A 21,268-nucleotide genomic window follows, 5' to 3' on the forward strand; every position below is an offset into this window, starting at 1 on the left:
GATGGACCGAACAAGGTTCTGACGGCTAGCGTCGAATCATGCGGACCGCCATTTGCGAGCGTTTGGACATCGAGTTCCCCCTGTTCGCCTTCAGCCACTGCCGCGACGTGGTGGCCGCCGTCACCAACGCGGGCGGGTTCGGAGTGCTGGGCGCGGTCGCGTACTCGCCCGAGCAGCTGGACACCGAGCTCACCTGGCTGGACGAGCGGGTGGGCGGCCGGCCGTACGGCGTGGACGTGCTCGTGCCGGGCAAGATCGACGCCTCCGCGCTCGACCTGCACGCGCACCTGATGGACTCCATCCCCGACCGGCACCGCGACTTCGTCACGCACCTGCTGGGCAAGTACGGTGTCACCGCTGCCGGGCAGCCCTTGACGGCGGCGGCGGACGAAGTCGGCAGGCGGGTGACGACTTCGGGGGCGACGGGGCTGATCGAGGTGGCGCTCAAGCATCGGATCGGGCTGATCGCCAGCGCTCTGGGACCGCCTCCCCCCGAGATGGTGTCCATGGCCAGGCAGGCGGGCGTGCCGGTGGCCGCGCTGGTCGGCACGGTCGAGCACGCGCGCAGGCAGGTGGCGGCGGGCGCGGACCTCATCGTGGCGCAGGGCACGGAGGCGGGCGGGCACACCGGCGAGATCTCCACGATGGTGCTGGTGCCGCAGGTGGTGGACGCGGTCGCCCCCGTGCCGGTGCTGGCGGCCGGCGGGATCGCGTCGGGGCGGCAGATGGCGGCGGCCATGGCGCTCGGGGCGGAGGGCGTGTGGTGCGGCTCGGTGTGGCTCACGACCGAGGAGGCGGAGACGACGCCCGCGGTCAAGCGCAAGCTGCTGGCCGCCTCGTCGCTGGACACCGTCCGGTCCCGCTCCCGTACGGGGAAGCCGGCCCGGCAGCTCAAGTCCGCCTGGACGCAGGAGTGGGACACCGCGCAGGAGAGCCCAGGGCCGCTGGGGATGCCGCTGCAGCTGCTGGTCGCCGAGGGAGCGATGGCCCGCATCGAGGCGGCGGCGGACAAGGGCGAGCCGGGGGCGGTGGAGCTGGTCAACTACTTCGTGGGGCAGGTCGTGGGCCAGCTCGACCAGGTGAAGCCGGCCCGTGACGTGGTCTACGACCTGATCAGCGAGTTCGGCGAGGCGGTGGAACGGCTGGCCCGCCTGTCCGGATGACCCCGGTCACGGACCCACCCGTCCGGCCGGCCCGCAGGATGACCCCGACTCACGGCCCCGCCCGTCCGGCCGGCCGGCAGGATGACTCACGGCCCCGCCCCGCGACCGGCGGGGATGACGCCGATCAGGCACCCGTCCCGGCGCCGGTCCGGCTCCGGTCGGCGGTGAAGACGTACAGGTAAGGGTGGTGCGGCTGGACGGCGCCGTCTGCGGCGGCCCTGGCCAGGGCGAGCGCGCCGTCGGCCGAGGTGCCCAGCGGCGGCGCGAACTGGGCGCCGGGCAGCAGCGCCCGCACGGTGTCCTGGAACGGCTCCATCAGCAGGTCGGCGGCGTCGAAGAGGCGGCCGCCCCAGGAGAAGACCGGTTCGAGGCCGGACGCGGCGGCGACCGCGGCCTCGCCGAGCTGGCGGCCGGCCTCGGCCCAGATGCGGCGGGCGACCGGATCCCCGGCGCGGGCCGCCTCGGCGACCGACGGCGCGAACGACGCCAGGTGGTTGGCCGCCGAGCCCGACTCGTAGACGAGCGCCACCAGGTCGAGCGGGTGGCCGAAGCGGGCGGTCATGCGTTCGAGCAGGGCGGGCGAGCCGCCGGCCCGGCCGTCGTGCGCGCGCAGGGCGGCGTGCAGGCCCTGCATGCCGACCCAGGCTCCGCTGCCGTGGTCGCCCAGCAGGTGCCCCCACCCGTCGGCCTGGTTCCAGACGCCGGCCAGGTCGGTGCCGAGCGTGATCACGCCGGTGCCCGCCGCGACGACGACTCCCGGCCGGAACCCGAGCGCGCCCACGTGCGTGGTGACCATGTCGCCCGCGACCACGAGCGCGCCCAGCCCGAACCGCTCCCGCAGCGCGTGCCACAGCGTCCCCGGGTCCTTGACCAGGCCGGGCAGCCCGGTCACCCCGATCGCCATCCCGGCCAGCCGCTCCGGAACGGCGAATTCGCCCTCGCGGCCGCCTCCGCCGCGCCGGTCCGGCGGCTGCGTCGCCTTCTCGATGACGGCGGCGATGCGCGCGGCGAGGCGGTCGAGGTCCACCCGGCCCTTGTCGCGGGGCACAGGAGCCGCGTCGTCCCCGTAGGCGTTCGCCCCGCCTGCCTCGATCCTTACCCTGACGCCTCCGCCGCCGACGTCCACGCCGGCGAAGCCGCTCCGGCTCATCCGGCGCGCCCGCCGAGCGCGGCGACGGCCGCCCGGACGCCCGGGTGCGCGGCCAGCGCGGCCCGCGCCTGCTCGGCCGGGCAGCCGGTGAGCAGCCGCACGAGCGCCTCCGGGATCCGCCCGTCGGCCTCGTCCAGCGCGGCGCGGCAGGCCGCCGCGTCCTCGCCGGTCGCCTCCACGAGCAGGCGCACCGCGCGCTCGCCGAGCTTGGCGTTGGTGGCGACCAGCCCGACCATGAGGTTGCCGTACGTACGCCCCGCCTTGATCATGAGGGCTGTCGAGAACGCGTTCAGCAGCACCTTGGTGGCCGTGCCCGCCTTGAGCCGGGTGGAGCCGGTGAGCGCCTCGGGCCCCGTGTCGGCGACGACGACGATCTCGGCCAGCTCGCGCAGCGGCGCGTCCGGGTTGCTGGTGACCAGCACCGTGAGCGCGCCGGCGGCCCTGGCCGCGCGCAGCGCCCCGGCCACGTACGCGGTGGAGCCGGAGGCCGTGATCCCGATCGCCACGCTGTTCTCGCCGAGCGTCCCGGCGTCGGCGGCCCCGAGTTCCTCGGCGTCCTCCCGGTCGACGGACGAGTCCGTGAGCGCCGCGGGCCCGCCGGCGAAGTGCGCTGTGAACAGCTCACGCGCCACCCCGAACGTCGGCGTGATCTCGGTGGCGTCCAGCACCGCCAGCCGCCCGGACGCGCCGGCGCCGAAGTAGTGCACGCTCCCGCCCCGGCTCAGCCGGAGATGCGCCTCGTCCACCGCCCGGGCGAGCGGCCCGGTCGCGGCGCGGGCGGCCTCGACCGCTCTGGCGTCCTCGTCCAGCAGCAGCCGGAGGACGTCGCCGGACTCCAGGGTGTCGATGGCGGCGGTGCGCGGGTTGCGGCCCTCGGTCGGTGGTGTCAGGTGCGTCATCGTGCTCCTCATCGTTCGCCTTCCGCTTCCGAATCCGCGCCGAATGCGCCCGCGTACGCGGTGAGCAGCTGGCGGGACTCCGCGACCAGGTCACCCGTCTCCACCCGCGCGGCGCCCTCCCGCAGGAAGGCCTCGGCCCGCTCGCGGAGCCGTTCGCGCAGCTCCGCCTCGGCGCCGGGCTCGCCGGCGAGCGCGCGGTCGAGGCCCCGCGCCCACAGCTCCCAGCGGTCGCGGTAGTAGCCGCCGACGAGCCCCGCCCAGTGCCGGGCCGCGTAGTCGTCGAGCAGGGGGCTGTCCGCGGTGCCCCACACCGTGATGATGCGGCGGGCGTTGTCCAGCAGGACCTCGCGGCCGGCCGGCTCGGCGGCCCACGACAGGGCTTTGTCCTCCCAGTGCTGGAAGGTGTATTCGGGGCGGCAGGCCAGCATCCGGTCGAGGTCCTCGAAGACCTTCAGGAACCGGGCGACCAGCGCCGGGCTGCCCGCCGACTCCACGGCGTCGAGGCAGAAGCGGTCGGCGACCCTGGCCATGTACGCGATGCCGGCCTCGACGAGGTCGTGCCCCAGCGGCCCTGCGGCCAGGTCGGGGTCGCGCTCGGCCACCTCGATCATCCGCTCCCAGGCCGCGGCGAGGGCTTCCGGCCGGTACCACAGGACACCGGCGACGTCGGCACGGAGCTCCGCCGGGCCACGCTCGTAGGAGGGCACCGCGGTGATGACGCCTTCGAACGCCTGGGGCAGGATCGGCAGGCTCCGGGTGTCGTAGACGGTGTCCAGGAGCCCCTGCCAGGCCGCCCGCAGCTCGGCCGTCGACCGGCCCCCGTATCGCTGGGTCACGAAGGCGTCGAGCCAGGCGCCGAGGTCGGGCACCCGGTTCCAGATCTGGTCGGCCACCAGCTCGAAGAAGACGGGGTTGTTGCGGGTGGCCTCCATGGACAGGCCGAGGCCGGTGGGCGGGCTCTTCGCCGCCAGGGCCGCGTCGATCGCGACCGGCACTCCATGCAGGTCGGCGGCCGGATCGGTGCGGCCGCCGAAGTTGAGCAGCGCGCACCACAGCCATGGCTTTCCGGAGAACTCCTCGAAGTGGCCCCACAGCGGGTCGTACTCCGCCCAAAGGTCCGCCACGAGCATCTGGTCGTGGGGAATCGCGTCGAGAAAGGCGGTGACGCGGTCCTCGGTCCAGAACTCCCGCTGGTAGGAGAACGGCCAGGCTTGCATGAGCCACACCGCGTCCGGGTCGGCGGCCCGCAGGCCGGCCAGCGTCGCCGCCGCCACGGCCCCGGGATAGGCCGGGTCGGCGTCGATGGGGATCATCTCGATGAACGGGTCGGCGGCGTACAGGTGGTCGGTGCCGAAGAGCTTGATCTGGGCGCGGGCGATCTCGGCGCCGATCCGCTCGTACAGCGGGTCGGCCGGGTCGAGGACCCAGGTCTCGAACCCCTGCCATTGGCGGCGACCGGCGCGCGCCGTCGCCGCGACCTCGCGTGGGACGTGTCCGGTGAAGGCCGGGAGCACGGGCGTCATGCCGAAGGCGCGCTCGCGTTCGAGGATGCGCGCTCCGAGCTCGCGATGGCCGTCGATCCAGGATGCGGGCAGCGGACCGGCGAAGTCGTCCAGGCAGCCCATGAACTGGAACGGCAGGTAGCCCGGCCCGCCCAGGAAGCGGCGGATCTGGTGGTCGTCGAGGCCGAGGAGGGAGTAGGCGGCGTGCAGCGCGGCCTCGTGGCCGGTGATGGCGAGCGGCATGGTGATGCCGTGCAGGGCCATCCAGTCGATCTCGCGTTCCCAGTCGGCCCAGTCCCAGTAGGGCATCGTGTAGCTGAAGGTGCAGAAGTTGAAGTAGTAGCCCTCCTGGACGCGCGCCGAGCCCTGATGGAGCGGGGCGCCGGGAAGGGACGTCAGCCGCAGGGGCAGCACCGTGTCCCAGCCCACGGACATGCCGCAGTGGCGCCGGAGATAGTGATGGAGCGCGACGGACGCGCTCACCCCGTCGGTCGCGGCGACGGTGAGCGTGCCGCCCTTCGCCTCGTACGCGTAGTCGCGCCCCTGGCCGTCACGCGCGGCGAACCGGACCGACTCCGCCACCGGCCCCAGAACGCGGTGGGCGAGGCCGCGGACCGCGTCCGCCCACAGCGGCGCATGCTCGCCGTCACCGGACAACATCGCAGGTCACACCCCTCGACGGATTAATTCCGTACGGTCCATAATTAATATGCTAGCGTACCGCCACATCGGCAAAGGGCTGGGAGAAAGCCATGGAACAGCTGGTCGCCGCGGGCACGCAGTTCATGCGCGAGGTCAACGCGGCCGCGATCCTGCGCCGGCTGCGGGCCGAGACCAGCATGAGCGTGTCCGCGCTGGCCAAGGCGGTGGGGCTGTCCAGGCAGGCGGTCACCCGCTCGCTCAACGCGCTGGCCGAGGAGGGCCTCGTCGAATTCGGCTCCCTCGACCGCGACTCCAACCGGGCGGGGCGCCCCGCGCAGCTCGTGCGTTTCCGCGCGGAGGCCGGCCACGTGCTGGGCCTGTCGATCAGCCCGCAGGACGTCCGGGTGGCGGTGGCGGACCTGGCCGGTGCGGTCACCGCGGCGGACGCGGTGCAGCTCGGCGCCGGTCCCAGCGGTGAACAGGTGGTGGAGACACTCCTGGCCACGGTGGACCGGACGCTGCGCGCGACGGGCATCACGACCGGCGACCTCTGGTTCGCCTCGGTGGGCACCCCCGGCATCGTCGACCCGGCGGCCGGGGTCATCAAGCTCATCCCGAGCATGCCCGGCCTGGCCGGCGACGTCCTCCTCCGGCGGCTGAAGGAGACGCTCGGCTGCCCGATCTACCTGGACAACGACGTCAAGCTGGCGACGCAGGGCGAACGGTGGCGAGACGCGGAGCGGCGCGAGGACTCGCTGGTGATGGTCCACTGGGGCGAGCGCGTCGGCGCCGGAATCGTGCTGAACGGCGAGCTCTACCGCGGCGCCTCCAACGACGCCGGCGACGTCGGCTTCCTCGATCTGTTCACCGGCGGGGAGAGCACCGGCCCTTCCGCGTCCCGCCATCCGCACGGCCTCGGCCCGTTCGAGGACCGGGTCGGCGGCGAGGAGATCGTGCGCCAGGCCAAGGCGGCGGCCGGGCGCGCCGGCGACGACGCGTTCCTGGCCCGGATCGAAGCCGCCGGAGAGCTCGCGTTCGAGGCCGTGCTGGACGCCGTCGTCGACGGCAGGCCGGCGGCCCTGGAGGCGATCGACGTGGTGGCCCGCCGCTTCGCCAAAGGCATCGCCGTGATCCGGGCGATCCTCAATCCGCGGCTCGTCGTCATCGGCGGCCCCTTGACCAGATGCGGCGAGACCCTGCTCGCGGCGCTCCGGCGGCATCTGTCCGGCGAGCCGTTGGACCAGCCGGCGCTGGAGGTCTCGACGCTCCAGGAGGACGCCGTCGTCCACGGGGCGCTGCTCCACTCGCTGGACGAGATCGAGCGCACCAGGTTCGGCCTGGTGAGAACCGGTCGTCATGAGGGCCGTTGAAGACGACGCGCCAGCCGACGCCATCACCTGATAGAGGAGAAAGGTCATGCGAATGACGACACCAGCCCGGCGACACACCGCGCTCGTGGCGCTCGGCGTCACGGCGGCATTAACTCTGACGGCCTGCGCGGGCACCGGTGGGAGCACGGGCGGGGGCACGGCGCCGAAGGTCGACGTGTCAACGACCATCCCCAGTGACCCGGTGACGCTCACCCTGGCCTACAGCAACGACCCGCCCACCCAGACGCTGATCGACGGCTTCACCAAGAAGCACCCGAACGTCACCATCAAGCCCCAGATGACGCCGTTCAACGACTACATCAAGTCGATCAAGCTCGCGATGTCCTCCGACGCGGCACCGGACATCGCCCAGTACAACCCCGGTGCGATGAACTCCCTGGTCCCGGCCGGCCTCATCCTGGACCTCGGCCCGTGGGCCAAGGCCTACGGCTGGAACACCAAGTTCCCGCCGTCGACCCTCGAGATCCTCAGCTCCGACAAGTCGGCCAAGCAGTTCGGGACCGGCGGCCTGTACGCCGTGCCCGGCGGGCTGTCCGTGGTCGGCGTCTACTACAACAAGAAGATGGTGACGGCGGCACCGAAGACGCTGGCCGAGTTCGAGGCCGCGATGCAGAAGGTGAAGGACTCCGGCCAGACCCCGCTGATGCTCGGCGGGCTCCAGGTCGGCGGTTTCCACCTGTGGAACGCGCTGCTCAACGTCACGGGCGACGTCGACGACTACCGGGCCTGGGTGTACGGCAAGCCGGGCGCGACAATCGAGAACGACGGCGCGCGGAAGGCCACCCAGATGATGGCCGACTGGGCGAAGAAGGGCTTCTTCCCCGAGTCGGCGAGCGCCACGGCGGACGCCGACGCGCTGGCGAGCTTCGCCAAGGGCAAGAGCGCGTTCCTGGTGACCGGCAACTGGGGCGCCACCGCTGTGGAGAAGGAGCTGGGGGACGACGTCGGCTTCTTCCTCATGCCCACGGCCACCGACCAGCCGGCGAACGTCGCCTCGGGAGCGAGCGTCGCGTACGCCATCTCGTCGAAGAGCAAGCACCCGAACGTCGCCGCGGCGTTCCTCGACTACCTGAGCTCGCCGGAGGCGGCGAAGATCGAGTTCGACGGCGGGTTCATGCCGGTCGACACCAAGGCCGAGCTGGGCGCCGAGGGCCTGCGCGGTGAGATCGCGAGCGTCTTCACGCCGGTGGCGCAGAACAACGGGATCGTCCCGTTCCCGGACTACGCCTCCCCCGGCATGATCGACAAACTGACCCCGGGCATCCAGGGCCTGATCAGCGGCAAGATGACCGCCGACGCCTTCCTGAAGTCTCTTCAGGAGTCGTGGGACGGACACCATGGCTCGTGATATGACGCCGTCCATCTCCCCGCCGCGGGCCGCTCCGGCCCGCGGCGGGGAGCGGGTGGCCGGCGGGCACACCCGTCCCCCGCGCCGGCGCGGGCAACGGGCGCGGGGCTGGCTTTATGTGCTGCCCGCGCTCGCGGTGTACCTGGGATTCGCCATCTGGCCGGCGATCAACACGCTGCGCCTGTCGCTGCTGACCTGGGACGGCATCCTGCCGGCCACCTGGGCGGGCCTTGGCAACTACGTCAAGATTTTTCGGGATTCGGCGCTGTCCGAGGCCATCCTGCACAGCCTCGCGCTGATCATCTTCTTCTCGTTCATCCCCATTGGCGTCGGGCTGCTCATGACAGCCCTGCTGATGGGGAAGGTGCGCCGGGGGATGACGTTCTTCCGGATCGTCTTCTTCCTCCCCCAGGTGCTGCCGCTGGTCGCCGTCGGCATCACCTGGCGATGGCTCTACAGCGACTCCGGCGTCGTCAACCAGTTCCTCGACGTCGTGGGGCTGGGGGCGATCACCCGCGCCTGGCTGGGCGACTACCAGCTGGCACTGATCGCGCTCGGGCTCATCGGAACCTGGACGATGAGCGGGCTGTGCATGATGCTCTTCATCGCCGGCGCGCAGAAGATCGACCCGTCCCTGTACGAGGCGGCCAAGCTCGACGGAGCGGGGGCGTTCCGGCAGTTCCGGCACGTCACCGTGCCCGGGGTGCGCAGGGAGATCACGGTCGCCGGCGTCATCACCACGATCGCGGCGCTGGCGAGCTTCGACCTCGTCTTCGTCACGACGAACGGCGGACCGGCGGGGCAGACCAACGTGCCCGGCCTGCTCGTCTATCGGCTGGCCTTCAACGAGGGCGACATCGGCGGCGCCAGCGCGCTGGCCGTCGTGCTGACCGTGATCGTGATCGCCGTCGTCAGCGCCGTCCGATACTTCACCAGGGATGATGAGAAGTGAACATGCGCGGCGGTGTCAGTGTCCGCTACGGAGTGCTCGTCCTGATGGCGGCCATGATCCTGGTGCCGTTCATCGGCATCATCCTGGCCGCCCTGCATCCCCCTGGCGCGCAGGTCGACGGGTTGAGCATCCCGGACCGGTGGTCGTGGGAGAACTTCGCGCTCGCCTGGGAGCGGGGCAACATGACCGCCCTCATGCGCTCGAGCGTGCTGATCGCGGTCTTCGTGGTGCCGCTCTCGGTGGTGCTGGCCACTCTGGCCGGCTACGGGCTGGCGATCCTCAAGGTGTGGGGCCACCGGCCGCTGTCGTTCGCCTTCGTGCTGGGGCTCACGCTGCCGATGGAGGTCATCGTGGTGGCGCTCTACTTCAACCTGCGCGAGGTCGGCCTCACCAACTCCTACACCGGCATCATCCTCGCCGAGGCGGCCCTGTTCATGCCGTTCGGGGTGTACTGGATGCAGACCCACTTCTCGAACGTGCCCGAGGAACTCGTCGAGGCGGCGCGCATCGACGGCGCCAGGGATCTCATCGTGCTGGCGCGGGTGCTGCTGCCCATTTCGTGGCCGGCGATCACCACGCTGTCGGTGCTGTACTTCATGTGGTCGTGGAACCAGTTCATGCTGGTCCTGGTCATGATGCAGGACCCGGACCGGCGCACTGCGCCGGGCGGCCTGGGACTCTTCGTCGGCCAGTACACCACGGACATCCCGTTGCTGGCGGCGGCCTGCCTGATCGTCATCGCGCCGATCGTCGTCGTGTACCTCGTCTTCCAGCGCAGCTTCGTCAACGGCATCACCCAGGGTGCCATCAAGGGCTGAGCGCGAAAGGGTGACGCGGGCTGGTTTTTGGCATTCGTGCCGAAGTCCGTGTCAAGATGCGGTGTGGTAGGGACACCGCCGGAGCTGGAGCGCGGCACGGGAGTCCCCGCGCACGTGCAGATCGAGCGGTGGCTGCTCGAATCGATCTCCACCGGCGAGCTGGCGCCGGGCGACCGGCTGCCCGGCGAGCGGGAGCTGGCCGGGCGGCTCGGCGTGAGCCGGATGACGCTCCGGCAGGCACTGGCCACGCTGGAGCACGACGGCGTCCTCGTCCGGGTGCCGGGCAGGTCGGGCGGGGCGTTCGTGGCCGAGCCGCGCATCGAGTGCGATCTGACGGGGCTGGCCGGGTTCACCGAGCAGATGCGGCGGGCCCACCTGCGGGCCGAGGCGAAGATCCTGACGGCCGCGACGGTGCCCGCGCCGGCGGCGGCGGCCAGGGCGCTGGAGGTCGCGGCGGGCTCGCCGGTGCACGAAGTGGCCAGGGTACGCTCGGCGGGCCGATCGCCGGTGGCGCTGGAGCGCTCATACTTCCCCACGCTGCCCGGCTTCCTCGACCAGGACCTGACCGGCTCGCTCTACGCGCTGCTCGCCGCCCGCTTCGACCTGGAGCCGCGCACGGCGGTCGAGCACCTCGCCCCGGTGATCGCCGGTCCCGAGGACGCCGCCGAGCTGGGCATCGCGCCGGGCACGCCGCTGATGCTGATCGAGCGCACCGCGTACGCCGGCGACGGGACGCCGGTGGAGTTCGCGCGTGACCTGTTCCGCCCCGACCGGGTGCGGATCTCGGTACGCAGCGGCGTCACGGCACCAGGCCGTCCTTGACCACGGTGCCGGCCACCCAGGCGCCCTCGACCTCGATCTCGACGTCGGCTCCCGGCTCGGCCGTCAGGTAGGCGTAGGCGATGGACTTGCGGACGGTGTGGCCGTACCCGCCGGAGGTGACCCGCGCGACCACCTGGCCGTCGACCCGCACGGGCTCGTTGCCGAGCGCGACGGCGCCCGGGTCGCTCAGTGTCACGCAGCGCAGCCGCCGCTGGGGCGCCGGGTCGAGCGCGTCCCGGCCCAGGAAGTCCTTGCCGGGCTTGACGCAGAACCCCAGCCCGGCCTCGTACGGCGTCGTCTCGGGCCCGATGTCCGCGCCCCACACCCGGTAGCCCTTCTCCAGCCGGAGGCTGTCGATGGCCCGGTAGCCGCCCGCCACGAGCCCGTGCGGCCGCCCCGCCCGCCACAGGGCCTCCCACAGCGCGAGCCCGTACTCGGTGGAGCAGTAGAGCTCCCAGCCCGGCTCCCCCACGAACGTCACCCGGAGGGCCAGCACCGGCACGTCCCCCACGGTGAGCTCCCGCGCGGACATGAACGGGAAGTCCATCGGGTCGGGCGTGAGCTCCGCGATGACGTCCCGGGCGCGCGGCCCCCACAGGGCGAAGCAGGCGTACTGGCCGGTGACGTCGGCGATCCTGGCCGTGGAGCCGGTGGCGGCGGACTGCTTGCGCAGCCAGCCGAGATCGTGCGAGCCGAACGCGGTGCCGGTGACGATCAGGAACTCCTCCTCGCCGCGCCGCGTGACGGTGAAGTCGCATTCGATCCCGCCGCGCCGGTTGAGCGCCTGCGTGTACGTGACCGCGCCCACCTCGCGCGCGACCCGGTTGTCGCACACCCACTCCAGCAGGGCCGCCGCGTCCGGACCGGTGACCTCGATCTTGGCGAACGAGCTCTCGTCGAACAGCCCCGCCGCGGTGCGCGTGGCGTGGTGCTCGACCCCGATGGCCGGGGACCACGACCGCCCGGCCCACCCCTTCGGCCGCTCCCCTTCCGCCCCGCTCTCGTTGGACGCGTAGTAGTTGACCCGCTCCCAGCCCGACTTCTCCCCGAAGACGGCCCCGTGGGCGGCGTGCCAGGCGTACGCGGGCGAGACCCGCAGCGGCCGCCCCGCCGACCGCTCGTGACCCGGGTAGCGGATGTCGTAGTACGTCTCGTAGTTCTCGACCGCGCGCTTGAGCGTGTAGGACGGCGAGCGGTAGTGGCGGCCGAACCGGCGCACATCCATGTGCCAGAGGTCCATGCTGGGCTCGCCCTCGACGATCCACTCGGCCATGACCTTGCCGATGCCGCCCGCGCCCGCGATGCCGTGCGCGCAGAACCCGGCCGCCACGAAGAACCCGCCCACCTCGGTCTCGCCGAGGCAGAACTCGTTGTCGGGGGTGAAGGCCTCAGGGCCGTTGATCAGCTTGCGTATGCCGACGTCGGCCATCGCGGGCACCCGGATCCTGGAGTTATCGGAAATCTCCTCGAATCGCGCCCAGTCTTCCGGCAGCAGGCGGCCGTTGAAGTCCTCCGGCACCGCGTCGTAGGCGTTGGGGCCGGCCGTCCAGGGCGCGCACGTGCGCTCGTACCCGCCCATGACCAGGCCGCGCACCTCCTGCCGGTAGTAGACGAGCAGGTCCGGGTCGCGCAGCGTGGGCAGCCCGGCGAGGTCGTGGAAGGCGTCGCTCACCACGTACTGGTGCGACATCGGCACGATCGGGACCCGCACCCCGGCCATGCGGCCGATCTCGGCGGCGAACATGCCGCCGCAGTTGACCACGATCTCGCAGTCGATGTCCCCCTGGTCGGTGCGCACCCCGGTGACCCGGCCGCGCGCGGTGGTGATGCCGAGCACGCGGGTGCCGGTCCTGATCACCGCGCCGCCCTCGCGGGCGCGCGCCGCGAGGGCGTAGCACAGCTGGGACGGATCGATCTGCCCGTCCGTGGGCAGGTACGCGGCGCCGACGACCCCCTCGGGGTCCATGAGCGGGAACAGCTCGACGGCCTCGGCCACCGAGATCTCCTCCAGCGGCAGCCCGAACGTGCGCGCCCAGCCGATCTGGCGGCGGATCTCCGCCATCCGCTCGGGGGTGGAGGCCAGCTTGATGCCGCCGCACTCGGTCCAGCCGGCGTCGAGGGTGCGGTAGAGCTCGACGGAGTATTGGTTCATCCTGGTCAGCGTGGGGTCGGCGCGCAGTTGCCCGACGAGCCCGGCGGAGTGGAAGGTGGAGCCGCTGGTCAGCTGGTCGCGTTCGAGCACGACGACGTCGCGCTCGCCGAGTTGGGTGAGGTGGTAGGCGACGGACGCGCCGCCCACTCCGCCGCCGATGATCACGATGCGGGCCGAGTCGCTCATGGTCGCGAGGCTAGCCGCCGTACCGTAAAAGGTCTAGACCGTTTAGCGCAGGTGGGCCTAGCATCGAACATGGCCGTGCCCCAGGTGCTCGATGACATCCCCTTGCTGTCCGGCGTGCCGCGCACCGTCGAGGAGTTGCCCGGCGGACTGACCAACCGCAACTACAAGGTGACCACACCCGGCGGGGCGTACGTGGCGCGGGTGTGGGCCAGCGACGGGTCGCTGCTGGCCATCGATAGGGACGCCGAGCACGCGAACTCCATCGCGGCGGCGCGGGCCGGGGTGGGCGCGCCGGTGCACGGCTATCTGCCGGAGCTCGGGGTGCTGGTGGTGGGGTTCGTGCCGGGGCGGACGTTCACGGAGGCGGATCTGCGGGATCCGGCGAACCTGCCGCGGGTGGCCGAGGCCTGCCGCCGCCTGCACGCGGGGCCGCGGTTCGTGAACGACTTCGACATGTTCGACGTCCAGCGGCGGTACCTGGAGATTGTGCAATCCCGAGGTTTCCGGCTTCCCGCGAAATACCTGGATTTCACGCCGCAGGTTGCCCAGATCCGGAAATGTCTCGAAGTACGGGCGGAAGGCACCGTACCTTGCAACAACGACCTGCTCCCCGGCAACATCCTCGACGACGGCGAGCGCCTGTGGCTGATCGACTACGAGTACGCCGGCAACAACGACCCCTGCTTCGAGCTCGGCAACATCTGGAGCGAGTCCGACCTGCCACTCGGCCACCTGGAAGAGCTCGTCACCGCCTACTACGGCCGCCGCCTCCGCCACAAGATCGCCCGCGCCCGGCTCCTGGGCCTGATGTCCAAGTACGGCTGGACGCTGTGGGCCTCGATCCAGGACGGCGCGAACGAGAGCATCGACTTCGACTTCTGGTCGTGGGGGATGGAGAAGTACAAGCGCGCGGTGGCCGAGTTCACCGGATCCGGTCTGGCGGACCTCATGGACGAGGCCGCCCGGGCAGACTAGGGGCATGCTCGCCGCATTAACCGGTCTCGGCCTGTCCACGGCCGCAGGCCTGAACGCCTACATCCCGCTGCTCGTCGTGGGCGTGTTGTCGAACATCACCGACACCGTCCGGCTCCCCGACGGCTACTCGTGGCTGTCCAACTGGGGCGTGCTGGCGGTGATCGCGGTGCTGCTGCTCGCGGAGATGGTGCTCGACAAGGTCCCCGCCGTCGACAGCGTCAACGACGCCATCCAGACCGTGGTGCGCCCGGCGTCCGGCGGCGTGGTCTTCTCCGCCACGGCCGCGGCCGCCGAGCTGGATAACTCCACGTGGATGAGCGAGAACCCGTGGGCCGGCTGGGTGCTGGGGATCGGGCTGGCGCTGGCCGTGCACGCGCTGAAGGCCGCCGCCCGCCCGGTGATCAACGCCGGCACCGCAGGGGTCGGCGCGCCGGTCGTGAGCGCGGTGGAGGACGCCGGCTCGTTCGGCATGAGCCTGGTCGCCATCTTCCTGCCCGTGCTGGTGATCGTCGCGCTGCTGCTGCTCGCGGCGCCGGCATGGTGGCTGATCAGGAAGGTACGCCGCTCGCGCGCCCGCAGGACGGCGGCCCGGAATCACCCTCCAGGCTGACCCGCGATCCCCCTCCAGGCTGATCCGCCGCCGCTGGCACACCCCCTACGGTGATCTCCAGGTAGGCGAACAGAACGCGTGGGCGTCACGAGGTCCCTCACCCTGGCACGCCCACACGGCGAAGAGCCCGGCGGCATCCGCTCGCCGGGCTCTTCGTGCTCACAGGGTCCGCAGCCAGCCGCTCACGAGGTGCACGAACTCGGCCGGGCGCTCCTCGTGCAGCCGATGGCTGGAGCCCTCCCAGCACACCACCTTGGAAGCGGGATTCTTGAGCAGCCCGGCCTCCCAGCTCGCCCGCCCCTGATCCGCCCAGATCGACAGCACCGGGCACCGCCTGCGCGCCAGGTAGTCGTCGCCGGCCGGGCAGGTCCCGATGGCGTCGGGGACCATGAACATGGCCTCGAACGCCTGCGCGAGCACGTGCGGCGGCATGCCGTGCAACCGGCGCTTGTGCCAGCGCCTGATGACGGCCGGGGTGGCGGCGTTCGTACACCACTCGTCGATCTTCTCGGCGACGGCGTTGGCGCGTTCGCCGCGCAGTCCCGCGATCATCTTGGGAAAGCCCCTGGCGATCTCGGCCGTCACGCCGTAGCCGGGATCGAGGGCGACGAGCCCGTGCAACCGCTCCGGGTGCTCGACGGCGAGAATGGACACGACCTGGGCGCCCATCGAGTGCCCGACCGCGACCACCTGCGGTATGCCCAGGCAGCGGTCGAGGAGGACGTGCAGGTCCGCGGCCATCATGCGGGGCGTGTTGCCCGTCTCGGGGACCGACGAATATCCGTGCCCGCGCAGATCCACGGCGATCACCCGGTGCCGTGCCGCGAGCGCGTCGATGTGCCACGACCACTGGTGCGAGTCGGCCCCCCAGCCGTGCACGAGCAGCAGCGGCGGCCCGTCCCCGGCCCCGTCATCGGTATAGAAGAGCTTGATGTTCTCGTCGACGTCCGCGTACGGCATGGGTCACTCCGTCCCTTCTCCGCTCAGGCGGGACAGCAGCGCCGACTCCCCCGCCGTCCAGCCGCCGTCGATGGCGAGTTCGGCGCCGGTGACGTACGAGGCCGCGTCGGACAGCAGGAACGCGATCGCCTCCGCCACCTCTTCGGGCTCACCCCAGCGCCCGGCCGGGGCCAGCGGGAAGGTCCCCTCACCCGATACGGCCCCGAGCGGCAGCGTCATGGGGGTGACGATCATGCCGGGATGGACGGAGTTGACCCGGATGCGGTCCCCGCCGAACTCCAGGGCGGCGATCTTGGTGAGCCCGCGCACGCCCCACTTGGACGCGCCGTACCCGCCCGTGCCCGGCAGGGCGGTGAGCCCCGCGACCGACGACAGGTTCACGATGGAGCCGCCGCCTGACGCCCGCATGGCGCCGGCCACGGCCTTGAGCCCCAGGAAGACGCCCACCAGGTTCACCCGGAGCACCCGCTCGAAGTCCTCCAGCGACTGCTGCTCGATGGAGGATGCGAGGGCGATGCCGGCGTTGTTCACCAGGCCGTCGAGCCGCCCGTACTCCTCCACCGTCCGGGCGACCACGGCCGCCCACCCGTCCTGGTCGGTCACATCGTGCGGGAGGAACCGGGCATCGAGCTGCTTGGCGGTGGCCGTACCCTCCTCGACGAGCACATCCGTGAGCACGACCCGCGCGCCGGCGGCGACGCAGCGCCGCGCGGTGGCCGCGCCCATCCCCCTGGCACCACCGGTGACGATCACAACCTTGCCATCAAGCACGAGCAATGCCCTTTCGCGCCCACATCCGAAGGTATGTGAACTGAAGCACAGCCATCCGTTTGGATCAAGTGCTTGCTTGGTCGTGCGCGCCAAGGTCGTCCGGGCGGACTATCCTCTAGGCATCAACACCAACAGGGGGTGACGGAGATCGGCGAAGTCCTAGTCATCGTGCTGGTGATCCTGGCATTCCTGCTGCTAGTGGCGGGCGTGGGCGTCTACCTGCTCGTCAAGCTGGGCAAGAAGGCCGCGGTCAAGGCCAGGCAGGCCACGACGCGACTGACCACGCACGTCAACGCGATGGGCACCGGCGATGCCGCCGAGGTCGAGCGCCTCCGGCTCGACCTGCGCCGCGAGGTGTCCCTCACCCGCCAGGCCGTCGAACAGGCGCAGCGACAGGGCTGGGGGCTCGGCGACCTGCCGCGGCTGCTGGCCGACCTGACGGCGCAGGCCGACATCCACGACGAGCAGCTCGGGATGTACGCCCAGCAGCGTCGCGTGTCGCCGTACGTCGACCACGCCACCCTCAACCGGCTGCGCGAGCACCAGGCCAAGCTGACGGCGATGTGCGCCCGCATCCGCGCCGACCTCCTCAGCGACCAGGTGCACCACACGGGGACGGGGATCGCCGACCTCAGCTCGCGCACCGACCTGGAGATCGAGGCCCGCCGGCAGGCCCCGGACCCACTGGACCAGATCGACGAGCTCTACCGCCGCACGATGGAGGAACGCAAAGAGCAACCCTGACAACTACTGAACGTGGCAGAATGGATTCGTCACGTGAGAGCACCGAGGAGGCAACTCGATGACCACAGCTTTCCCTGAGTGGTTCTTTCCCGGTCCTCCTGGCGGCTGGACAGCCGACATGCTCGATCATCTCCCCCCCGACGCGCCTCAGCACGTCGAGCTGATCGATGGGTCACTCATCATGATGTCGCCGCAGACGCTCTTTCACCTGTATACGGTCGAGCTGATTAAGCACTCCCTCAAACCGCCCGCTCATCTGGAGGTCCTTCGCGAAATGACGGTCACTCTGGGCCTGCGCCAGCGGCCGGAGCCCGACATCCTCATGGTGAAGAGGTCGGCGACCACTTCTATGAAGCTCACCTCCTTCAAGCCGGAGGACGTGCACCTCGTGGTCGAGGTCGTCTCGGATGAGTCCAGGGAGCGGGACCGGACCACGAAGCCGATCAAATACTCGAACGCCGGAATCAAGTACTTCTGGCGCGTGGAGGAGGAAGACGGACTCCCCGTGGCTTACACCTTCGAACTCGAACCCGCAGTCAAGGCTTACGTCCCTACCGGTATCCACCGCAAGCGCCTGCAGACCAACATCGGCTTCGACGTGGACATCGATCTCACGTTGAAGTAGCCGTAGGACTAGACACGGCCCCACTCCGCGTAGACGACCGCGGCCAGCTCGGCCTCCGTAGCACCGTCGTTGGCCATGGCTTTGGTGGCCTGGGCCTGCGCCGTCGTCGGCAGCAGGCCGTCGAGGAGGATGGGCAGCGACAGCCGTCGCAGCAGCACCTCTGATTCCGAGATCCCGTCCGGCCGGCGTGTCACGGACACGTTCACCCGCAGCGCATGCTCGTTCCCCGGCGGCACCCCGGGCCGGTCGATCTCGATGGCCGAGTAGCGGAAGCCGTTGGCCAGGTTGCAGGCGGCGCACGTGACCGGGCCCCTGCTCAGCCTGCCGCCGCATTCGGCGCAGGTCAGCCGGTCGTAGGCGGCGTCGACCACGCGCCACGGGTGCTTGTCGGGCTCGTCGACGACCATCTCGGCGATGAGGCGCTCGTCGGGCGGCGCCGTCGTGCCGAACTCGCGCATCAAGAAGGCACGCCAGCCTTCCTCGACGATCTCGTCGACCAGCCCGGCGCACCGGGCACAGCCCGGGGCTCCGGCGGGCTCCCAGTGCTCGCATTCAGGGCATCGTCGCATGCCCGGACGCTACAAGCCCGCCCGCGCCCGCCGCACCGCATTTTTAATCGGTTGCATGGGCCGGCCGCGCCCCGGCATACTCGGCCAAGTTGATCGCTGCGACGCGAAGGGAGGGTGAGACCGTGACGACGACTGTCTGCGTGCCGTTTTCCGCGTCCTCATACCTTCCCGCCGGGCGTTCCTTGACGTGATCGACGTGCCGGTGGGCCTCATACCTGGAGCAATCCCACCGTGCCGAAGCACTCGCAATACCGCAGCCGTGGCAAGCACGCCCTCGACGCCGATGACATCGAATGGCTCGAGAGCGCATCCGACACCCCCTCCGATGACGGCCCACCCGAGGGCGACCGCTGGTCCACCTGGGACCAGAGCACGCCCACGGAGAAGGGTCCCCGGCCGTATCCCGGCTGGCTGGTCACCGAGCTGGCCGCCGTCGACACCGAGCACGGCGTGCTCAAGACCGGCAAGGAAGCCGACGTCCATCTGATCTCCAGAGGCGTGCCCGGCACGGACCGGGTATGCCTGCTGGCCGCCAAGCGCTACCGCTCCGCCGAGCACCGCCTGTTCCATCGCGACTCGGGCTATCTGGAGGGCCGCGCGACCCGCGACGACCGCATGAACCGGGCCATGGCCAACCGCACCGCGTTCGGCAAGCAGGTGATCGCCGCGCAGTGGGCGGTGGCCGAGTTCGGGGCGCTGTGCCGCCTGTGGGAGCTCGGGGTTCCGGTGCCGTACCCGGTGCAGATCGTGGGGACGGAGATCTTGCAGGAGTTCATCGGCTCATCGGACGGGTATGCGGCACCGCGCCTGGCACAGGTGGCCGACGGCCTGGACGACCTGTGGAAGCAGCTGGTCGCGGCCATGGTCACGCTGGCCGGGGAGGGACTGGCTCACGGGGACCTGTCACCGTACAACCTGCTGGTCCACGACGGCAGGCTGGTGATCATCGACCTGCCGCAGATCGTGGACGTGATCGCCCACCCGGCCGGTCCGTCTTTCCTCGACCGCGACGCCCGCAACGTCGCCACCTGGTTCGCCGCCAAGGGGGTCACGGTCGCCGACCCGGAGTCGCTGGCCACCCTCCTCCGCACGGAGGCCGGCCTCACCCGGTAACCCGTCCCCGCACCCAGAAGACAACACGCGGCACCACATCACCCATGACGCCGGTGAAGGCGAGCGGCACTTCGGCGGCTCGCCGACCGGTCGCACGTTGCCCACTCCGACAAAGCACCGCTCGCACCCTCCATCGGCGGGCTGCGATGCACCGCAAGAACGAGGGGCGCCACACGGACACGGGCGCCACACGGACACGGGCGCCACACGGCTGCGGGACGCGCCTGTCGCCGGTGGGATTGGCAACGGCCGGGCCCGCCGGAAGCGAGGGATCGGTCGGGCGCACGGCAATCAGGCGGGAGGCCCGTCCAGGGCGTCGATGGTGGCGCGGAGCCAGGCCAGCTCGGCCTGGCTGGTGGCGTGGGCGATGGTCAGCAGCCCTTGGCGGAACGGGTCGCCGAACTCCTCGGCCGCCATCGGCCGATTCCCCTCATAGAAGAAGCTCGTCGGCTCCTCCAGGAACGCCAGCCGCCTGCGCAGCACGGCCGCCTGCCGCCTCGGGTCGGCGAGATGGCGGAGGAACGCCAGCAGCGTGAACCACCGGTTCTCGTCGCTGATGTCGAGCTCGTCCGGCTCCCGCAGCCGCCGTTCCAGCTCCGCCCGCCCCTCGCTCGTCAGGTAGAGCATGCGCCGGGGGGCGGCGGCCGCTCCCGGCTCGTCCTTCCTGATCAGCCAGCCGGCCGCGGCCATGCGTTTGATCGCCGGGTAGAGGGTGCCGTCGGCCACCGGACGTACGTGCCCCATCAAGGCGGCCACCCGCTTGCGGAGGTCGTAGCCGTGTAAGGGCTGATCCCTGAGGAACCCGAGTATCGCCAGCTCCAACATGACGCCAGCATACCTCGAATCCGATATATATTGGCTGCGATACACGATGAGGGAGACCCGTCATGCACGATGCCATCGTCCACCCCAGCGGCGCCCGCATGCGCTGGGTCGAGTTGCCGGGCGCGGATCCGGCCCGTGTCTACGTTCACGGCCTCGGCGCCACCTCGGCTCCCTACTACGCGGAGGTCGCCGCCCACCCGCTGCTGCCGCGGCACCGCTCCCTCCTGATCGACCTGCTCGGTTTCGGCATCAGCGACCGCCCGGCCGACTTCTCCTACACCCTCGAAGCGCACGCCGACGCCCTGGCCGAGGCCCTGCGCAAGGCCGGGGTCGCGGGCGCGTCGGTGATCGCCCACAGCATGGGCGGCGCGGTGGCCATCGTCCTGGCCGCCCACCACCCCGGCCTCGTCGCCAACCTGATCCTCGTGGACGCCAATCTCGACCCCTATCCCGTGCTCCCCGTCCGGCCGGGCACCAGCGGCATCGCGAGCTACACCGAGGATGAGTTCGTGTCATCCGGCTGGCAGGAGGTCCGCGACCGGGTGGGGCCGCACTGGTGGTCCACGATGCGGCTGGCGGACCTGCGCGGCCTGCACCGCACGGCGGTCAGCCTGGCCAAGGGCACCGATCCCGCCATGCGCGAGATCCTCAAGACCCTCCCGATCCCCCGCGCGTTCCTGCACCCGGAGGGCGACGCGCCGGAGGCGGCCGACGACCTGCGCGCGGCCGGGGTCCAGGTCCTCGGCATCCCGGAGTCGGGCCACAACGTCATGCTCGACAACCCCGAAGCCTTCGCCCGCGCCCTCGCGGCCCTCCTTCCATAGACCCCCGCACTGCCCCTTCGGGCTCCATCGCGGCTTTCATCACCGCGGACGAGCCGCAGGCGAACGGCACCGTGGCGCGCCGCCGTCGCGGCCGCCGCAGATCGCCCATGCCGGCGAGCCGGTCGGTCATGGCTCGCCCGTCGGCGGGACCAGCGGGAGGAATGGCGGGTGGCGGTGGCACGACGGACGGGGCCGCCGCCCGCCGGACAGCAGGTCAGCAGCCCCGT

The 21,268-nt window shown here is 71.2% G+C and carries 20 protein-coding genes; 12 read left to right on the forward strand and 8 right to left on the reverse strand.

Going from position 1 to position 21,268, the window contains the following annotated elements; genetic code table 11:
• The first annotated feature begins 38 nt into the window (after positions 1-38).
• Positions 39-1,163, forward strand: coding sequence for an NAD(P)H-dependent flavin oxidoreductase (locus ACTMTI_RS14530; protein ID WP_441120822.1), 1,125 nt, complete (start codon positions 39-41; stop codon positions 1,161-1,163).
• Positions 1,164-1,287: 124 nt separating this feature from the next.
• Here ACTMTI_RS14530 and ACTMTI_RS14535 read toward each other — a convergent pair whose 3' ends face one another.
• The 3 genes from ACTMTI_RS14535 to ACTMTI_RS14545 are packed head-to-tail and all read right to left on the reverse strand — an operon-like array spanning position 1,288 to position 5,374.
• The gene (locus ACTMTI_RS14535; protein WP_441120823.1) at positions 1,288-2,313 is read right to left on the reverse strand and encodes an N-acetylglucosamine kinase; all 1,026 of its coding nucleotides are present in this window, start codon (positions 2,311-2,313) and stop codon (positions 1,288-1,290) included.
• On the reverse strand, positions 2,310-3,212 hold the full coding sequence (locus tag ACTMTI_RS14540) for an N-acetylmuramic acid 6-phosphate etherase (RefSeq protein ID WP_441120824.1): 903 nt from the start codon (positions 3,210-3,212) through the stop codon (positions 2,310-2,312). Before ACTMTI_RS14540 ends, ACTMTI_RS14535 begins: the two co-directional genes overlap by 4 nt.
• An 8-nt stretch (positions 3,213-3,220) precedes the next feature.
• Positions 3,221-5,374: an alpha-N-acetylglucosaminidase TIM-barrel domain-containing protein gene (locus ACTMTI_RS14545; protein WP_441120825.1), complete on the reverse strand. Its 2,154-nt coding sequence runs from the start codon at positions 5,372-5,374 to the stop codon at positions 3,221-3,223.
• Positions 5,375-5,466: 92 nt separating this feature from the next.
• Between ACTMTI_RS14545 and ACTMTI_RS14550 the strand changes: the two genes are divergently transcribed.
• The 5 genes from ACTMTI_RS14550 (at position 5,467) to ACTMTI_RS14570 (ending at position 10,687) form a co-directional block, all read left to right on the forward strand.
• On the forward strand, positions 5,467-6,726 hold the full coding sequence (locus tag ACTMTI_RS14550) for an ROK family protein (RefSeq protein WP_441120826.1): 1,260 nt from the start codon (positions 5,467-5,469) through the stop codon (positions 6,724-6,726).
• Between the two features lie 52 nt (positions 6,727-6,778).
• Positions 6,779-8,095, forward strand: coding sequence for an ABC transporter substrate-binding protein (locus ACTMTI_RS14555; RefSeq protein WP_441120827.1), 1,317 nt, complete (start codon positions 6,779-6,781; stop codon positions 8,093-8,095).
• The gene (locus tag ACTMTI_RS14560) at positions 8,085-9,047 is read left to right on the forward strand and encodes a carbohydrate ABC transporter permease (protein WP_441120828.1); all 963 of its coding nucleotides are present in this window, start codon (positions 8,085-8,087) and stop codon (positions 9,045-9,047) included. Before ACTMTI_RS14555 ends, ACTMTI_RS14560 begins: the two co-directional genes overlap by 11 nt.
• A 2-nt stretch (positions 9,048-9,049) precedes the next feature.
• Positions 9,050-9,865: a carbohydrate ABC transporter permease gene (locus tag ACTMTI_RS14565; protein WP_441120829.1), complete on the forward strand. Its 816-nt coding sequence runs from the start codon at positions 9,050-9,052 to the stop codon at positions 9,863-9,865.
• A gap of 63 nt (positions 9,866-9,928) precedes the next feature.
• Positions 9,929-10,687 carry a GntR family transcriptional regulator gene (locus ACTMTI_RS14570; protein WP_441120830.1) on the forward strand — a complete coding sequence of 253 codons (759 nt, stop codon included), beginning with the start codon at positions 9,929-9,931 and terminating at the stop codon, positions 10,685-10,687.
• Here ACTMTI_RS14570 and ACTMTI_RS14575 read toward each other — a convergent pair.
• On the reverse strand, positions 10,665-13,025 hold the full coding sequence (locus ACTMTI_RS14575) for a GcvT family protein (protein WP_441120831.1): 2,361 nt from the start codon (positions 13,023-13,025) through the stop codon (positions 10,665-10,667). The genes ACTMTI_RS14570 and ACTMTI_RS14575 overlap by 23 nt on opposite strands.
• A 69-nt stretch (positions 13,026-13,094) precedes the next feature.
• On the opposite strand from ACTMTI_RS14575, the gene ACTMTI_RS14580 reads away from it, so the two are divergent.
• On the forward strand, positions 13,095-14,000 hold the full coding sequence (locus ACTMTI_RS14580) for a phosphotransferase (RefSeq protein ID WP_441120832.1): 906 nt from the start codon (positions 13,095-13,097) through the stop codon (positions 13,998-14,000).
• A gap of 4 nt (positions 14,001-14,004) precedes the next feature.
• A complete protein-coding gene (locus ACTMTI_RS14585; protein WP_441120833.1) occupies positions 14,005-14,610 on the forward strand; it encodes a DUF4126 domain-containing protein in 606 nt (201 codons plus the stop codon).
• Positions 14,611-14,769: 159 nt separating this feature from the next.
• Here ACTMTI_RS14585 and ACTMTI_RS14590 read toward each other — a convergent pair whose 3' ends face one another.
• Together ACTMTI_RS14590 and ACTMTI_RS14595 are read right to left on the reverse strand one after the other, a co-directional pair.
• On the reverse strand, positions 14,770-15,570 hold the full coding sequence (locus ACTMTI_RS14590; protein ID WP_441120834.1) for an alpha/beta fold hydrolase: 801 nt from the start codon (positions 15,568-15,570) through the stop codon (positions 14,770-14,772).
• Positions 15,571-15,573: 3 nt separating this feature from the next.
• Positions 15,574-16,341 carry a glucose 1-dehydrogenase gene (locus tag ACTMTI_RS14595; protein WP_441120835.1) on the reverse strand — a complete coding sequence of 256 codons (768 nt, stop codon included), beginning with the start codon at positions 16,339-16,341 and terminating at the stop codon, positions 15,574-15,576.
• 138 nt (positions 16,342-16,479) lie between these two features.
• Between ACTMTI_RS14595 and ACTMTI_RS14600 the strand changes: the two genes are divergently transcribed.
• A complete protein-coding gene (locus ACTMTI_RS14600; protein ID WP_441120836.1) occupies positions 16,480-17,085 on the forward strand; it encodes a hypothetical protein in 606 nt (201 codons plus the stop codon).
• Between the two features lie 58 nt (positions 17,086-17,143).
• On the forward strand, positions 17,144-17,710 hold the full coding sequence (locus ACTMTI_RS14605) for a Uma2 family endonuclease (protein ID WP_441120837.1): 567 nt from the start codon (positions 17,144-17,146) through the stop codon (positions 17,708-17,710).
• Positions 17,711-17,718: 8 nt separating this feature from the next.
• Here the strand turns inward: ACTMTI_RS14605 and ACTMTI_RS14610 are convergent, their stop codons facing one another.
• A complete protein-coding gene (locus ACTMTI_RS14610) occupies positions 17,719-18,279 on the reverse strand; it encodes a hypothetical protein (protein WP_441120838.1) in 561 nt (186 codons plus the stop codon).
• 231 nt (positions 18,280-18,510) lie between these two features.
• Here ACTMTI_RS14610 and ACTMTI_RS14615 point away from each other — a divergent pair, with 231 nt between their 5' ends.
• Positions 18,511-19,392 (forward strand): serine protein kinase RIO, encoded by an 882-nt coding sequence (locus ACTMTI_RS14615; RefSeq protein ID WP_441120839.1) that lies wholly within the window; start codon positions 18,511-18,513, stop codon positions 19,390-19,392.
• Positions 19,393-19,683: 291 nt separating this feature from the next.
• Here the strand turns inward: ACTMTI_RS14615 and ACTMTI_RS14620 are convergent, their stop codons facing one another.
• Positions 19,684-20,217 (reverse strand): PadR family transcriptional regulator, encoded by a 534-nt coding sequence (locus ACTMTI_RS14620; RefSeq protein WP_441120840.1) that lies wholly within the window; start codon positions 20,215-20,217, stop codon positions 19,684-19,686.
• A gap of 62 nt (positions 20,218-20,279) precedes the next feature.
• On the opposite strand from ACTMTI_RS14620, the gene ACTMTI_RS14625 reads away from it, so the two are divergent.
• Positions 20,280-21,041, forward strand: a complete 762-nt coding sequence (locus tag ACTMTI_RS14625) for an alpha/beta fold hydrolase (RefSeq protein WP_441120841.1) — start codon at positions 20,280-20,282, stop codon at positions 21,039-21,041.
• Positions 21,042-21,268 lie beyond the last annotated feature (227 nt).

This window comes from Nonomuraea sp. H19, from assembly GCF_052068215.1.
Taxonomy (GTDB): Bacteria; Actinomycetota; Actinomycetes; order Streptosporangiales; family Streptosporangiaceae; genus Nonomuraea.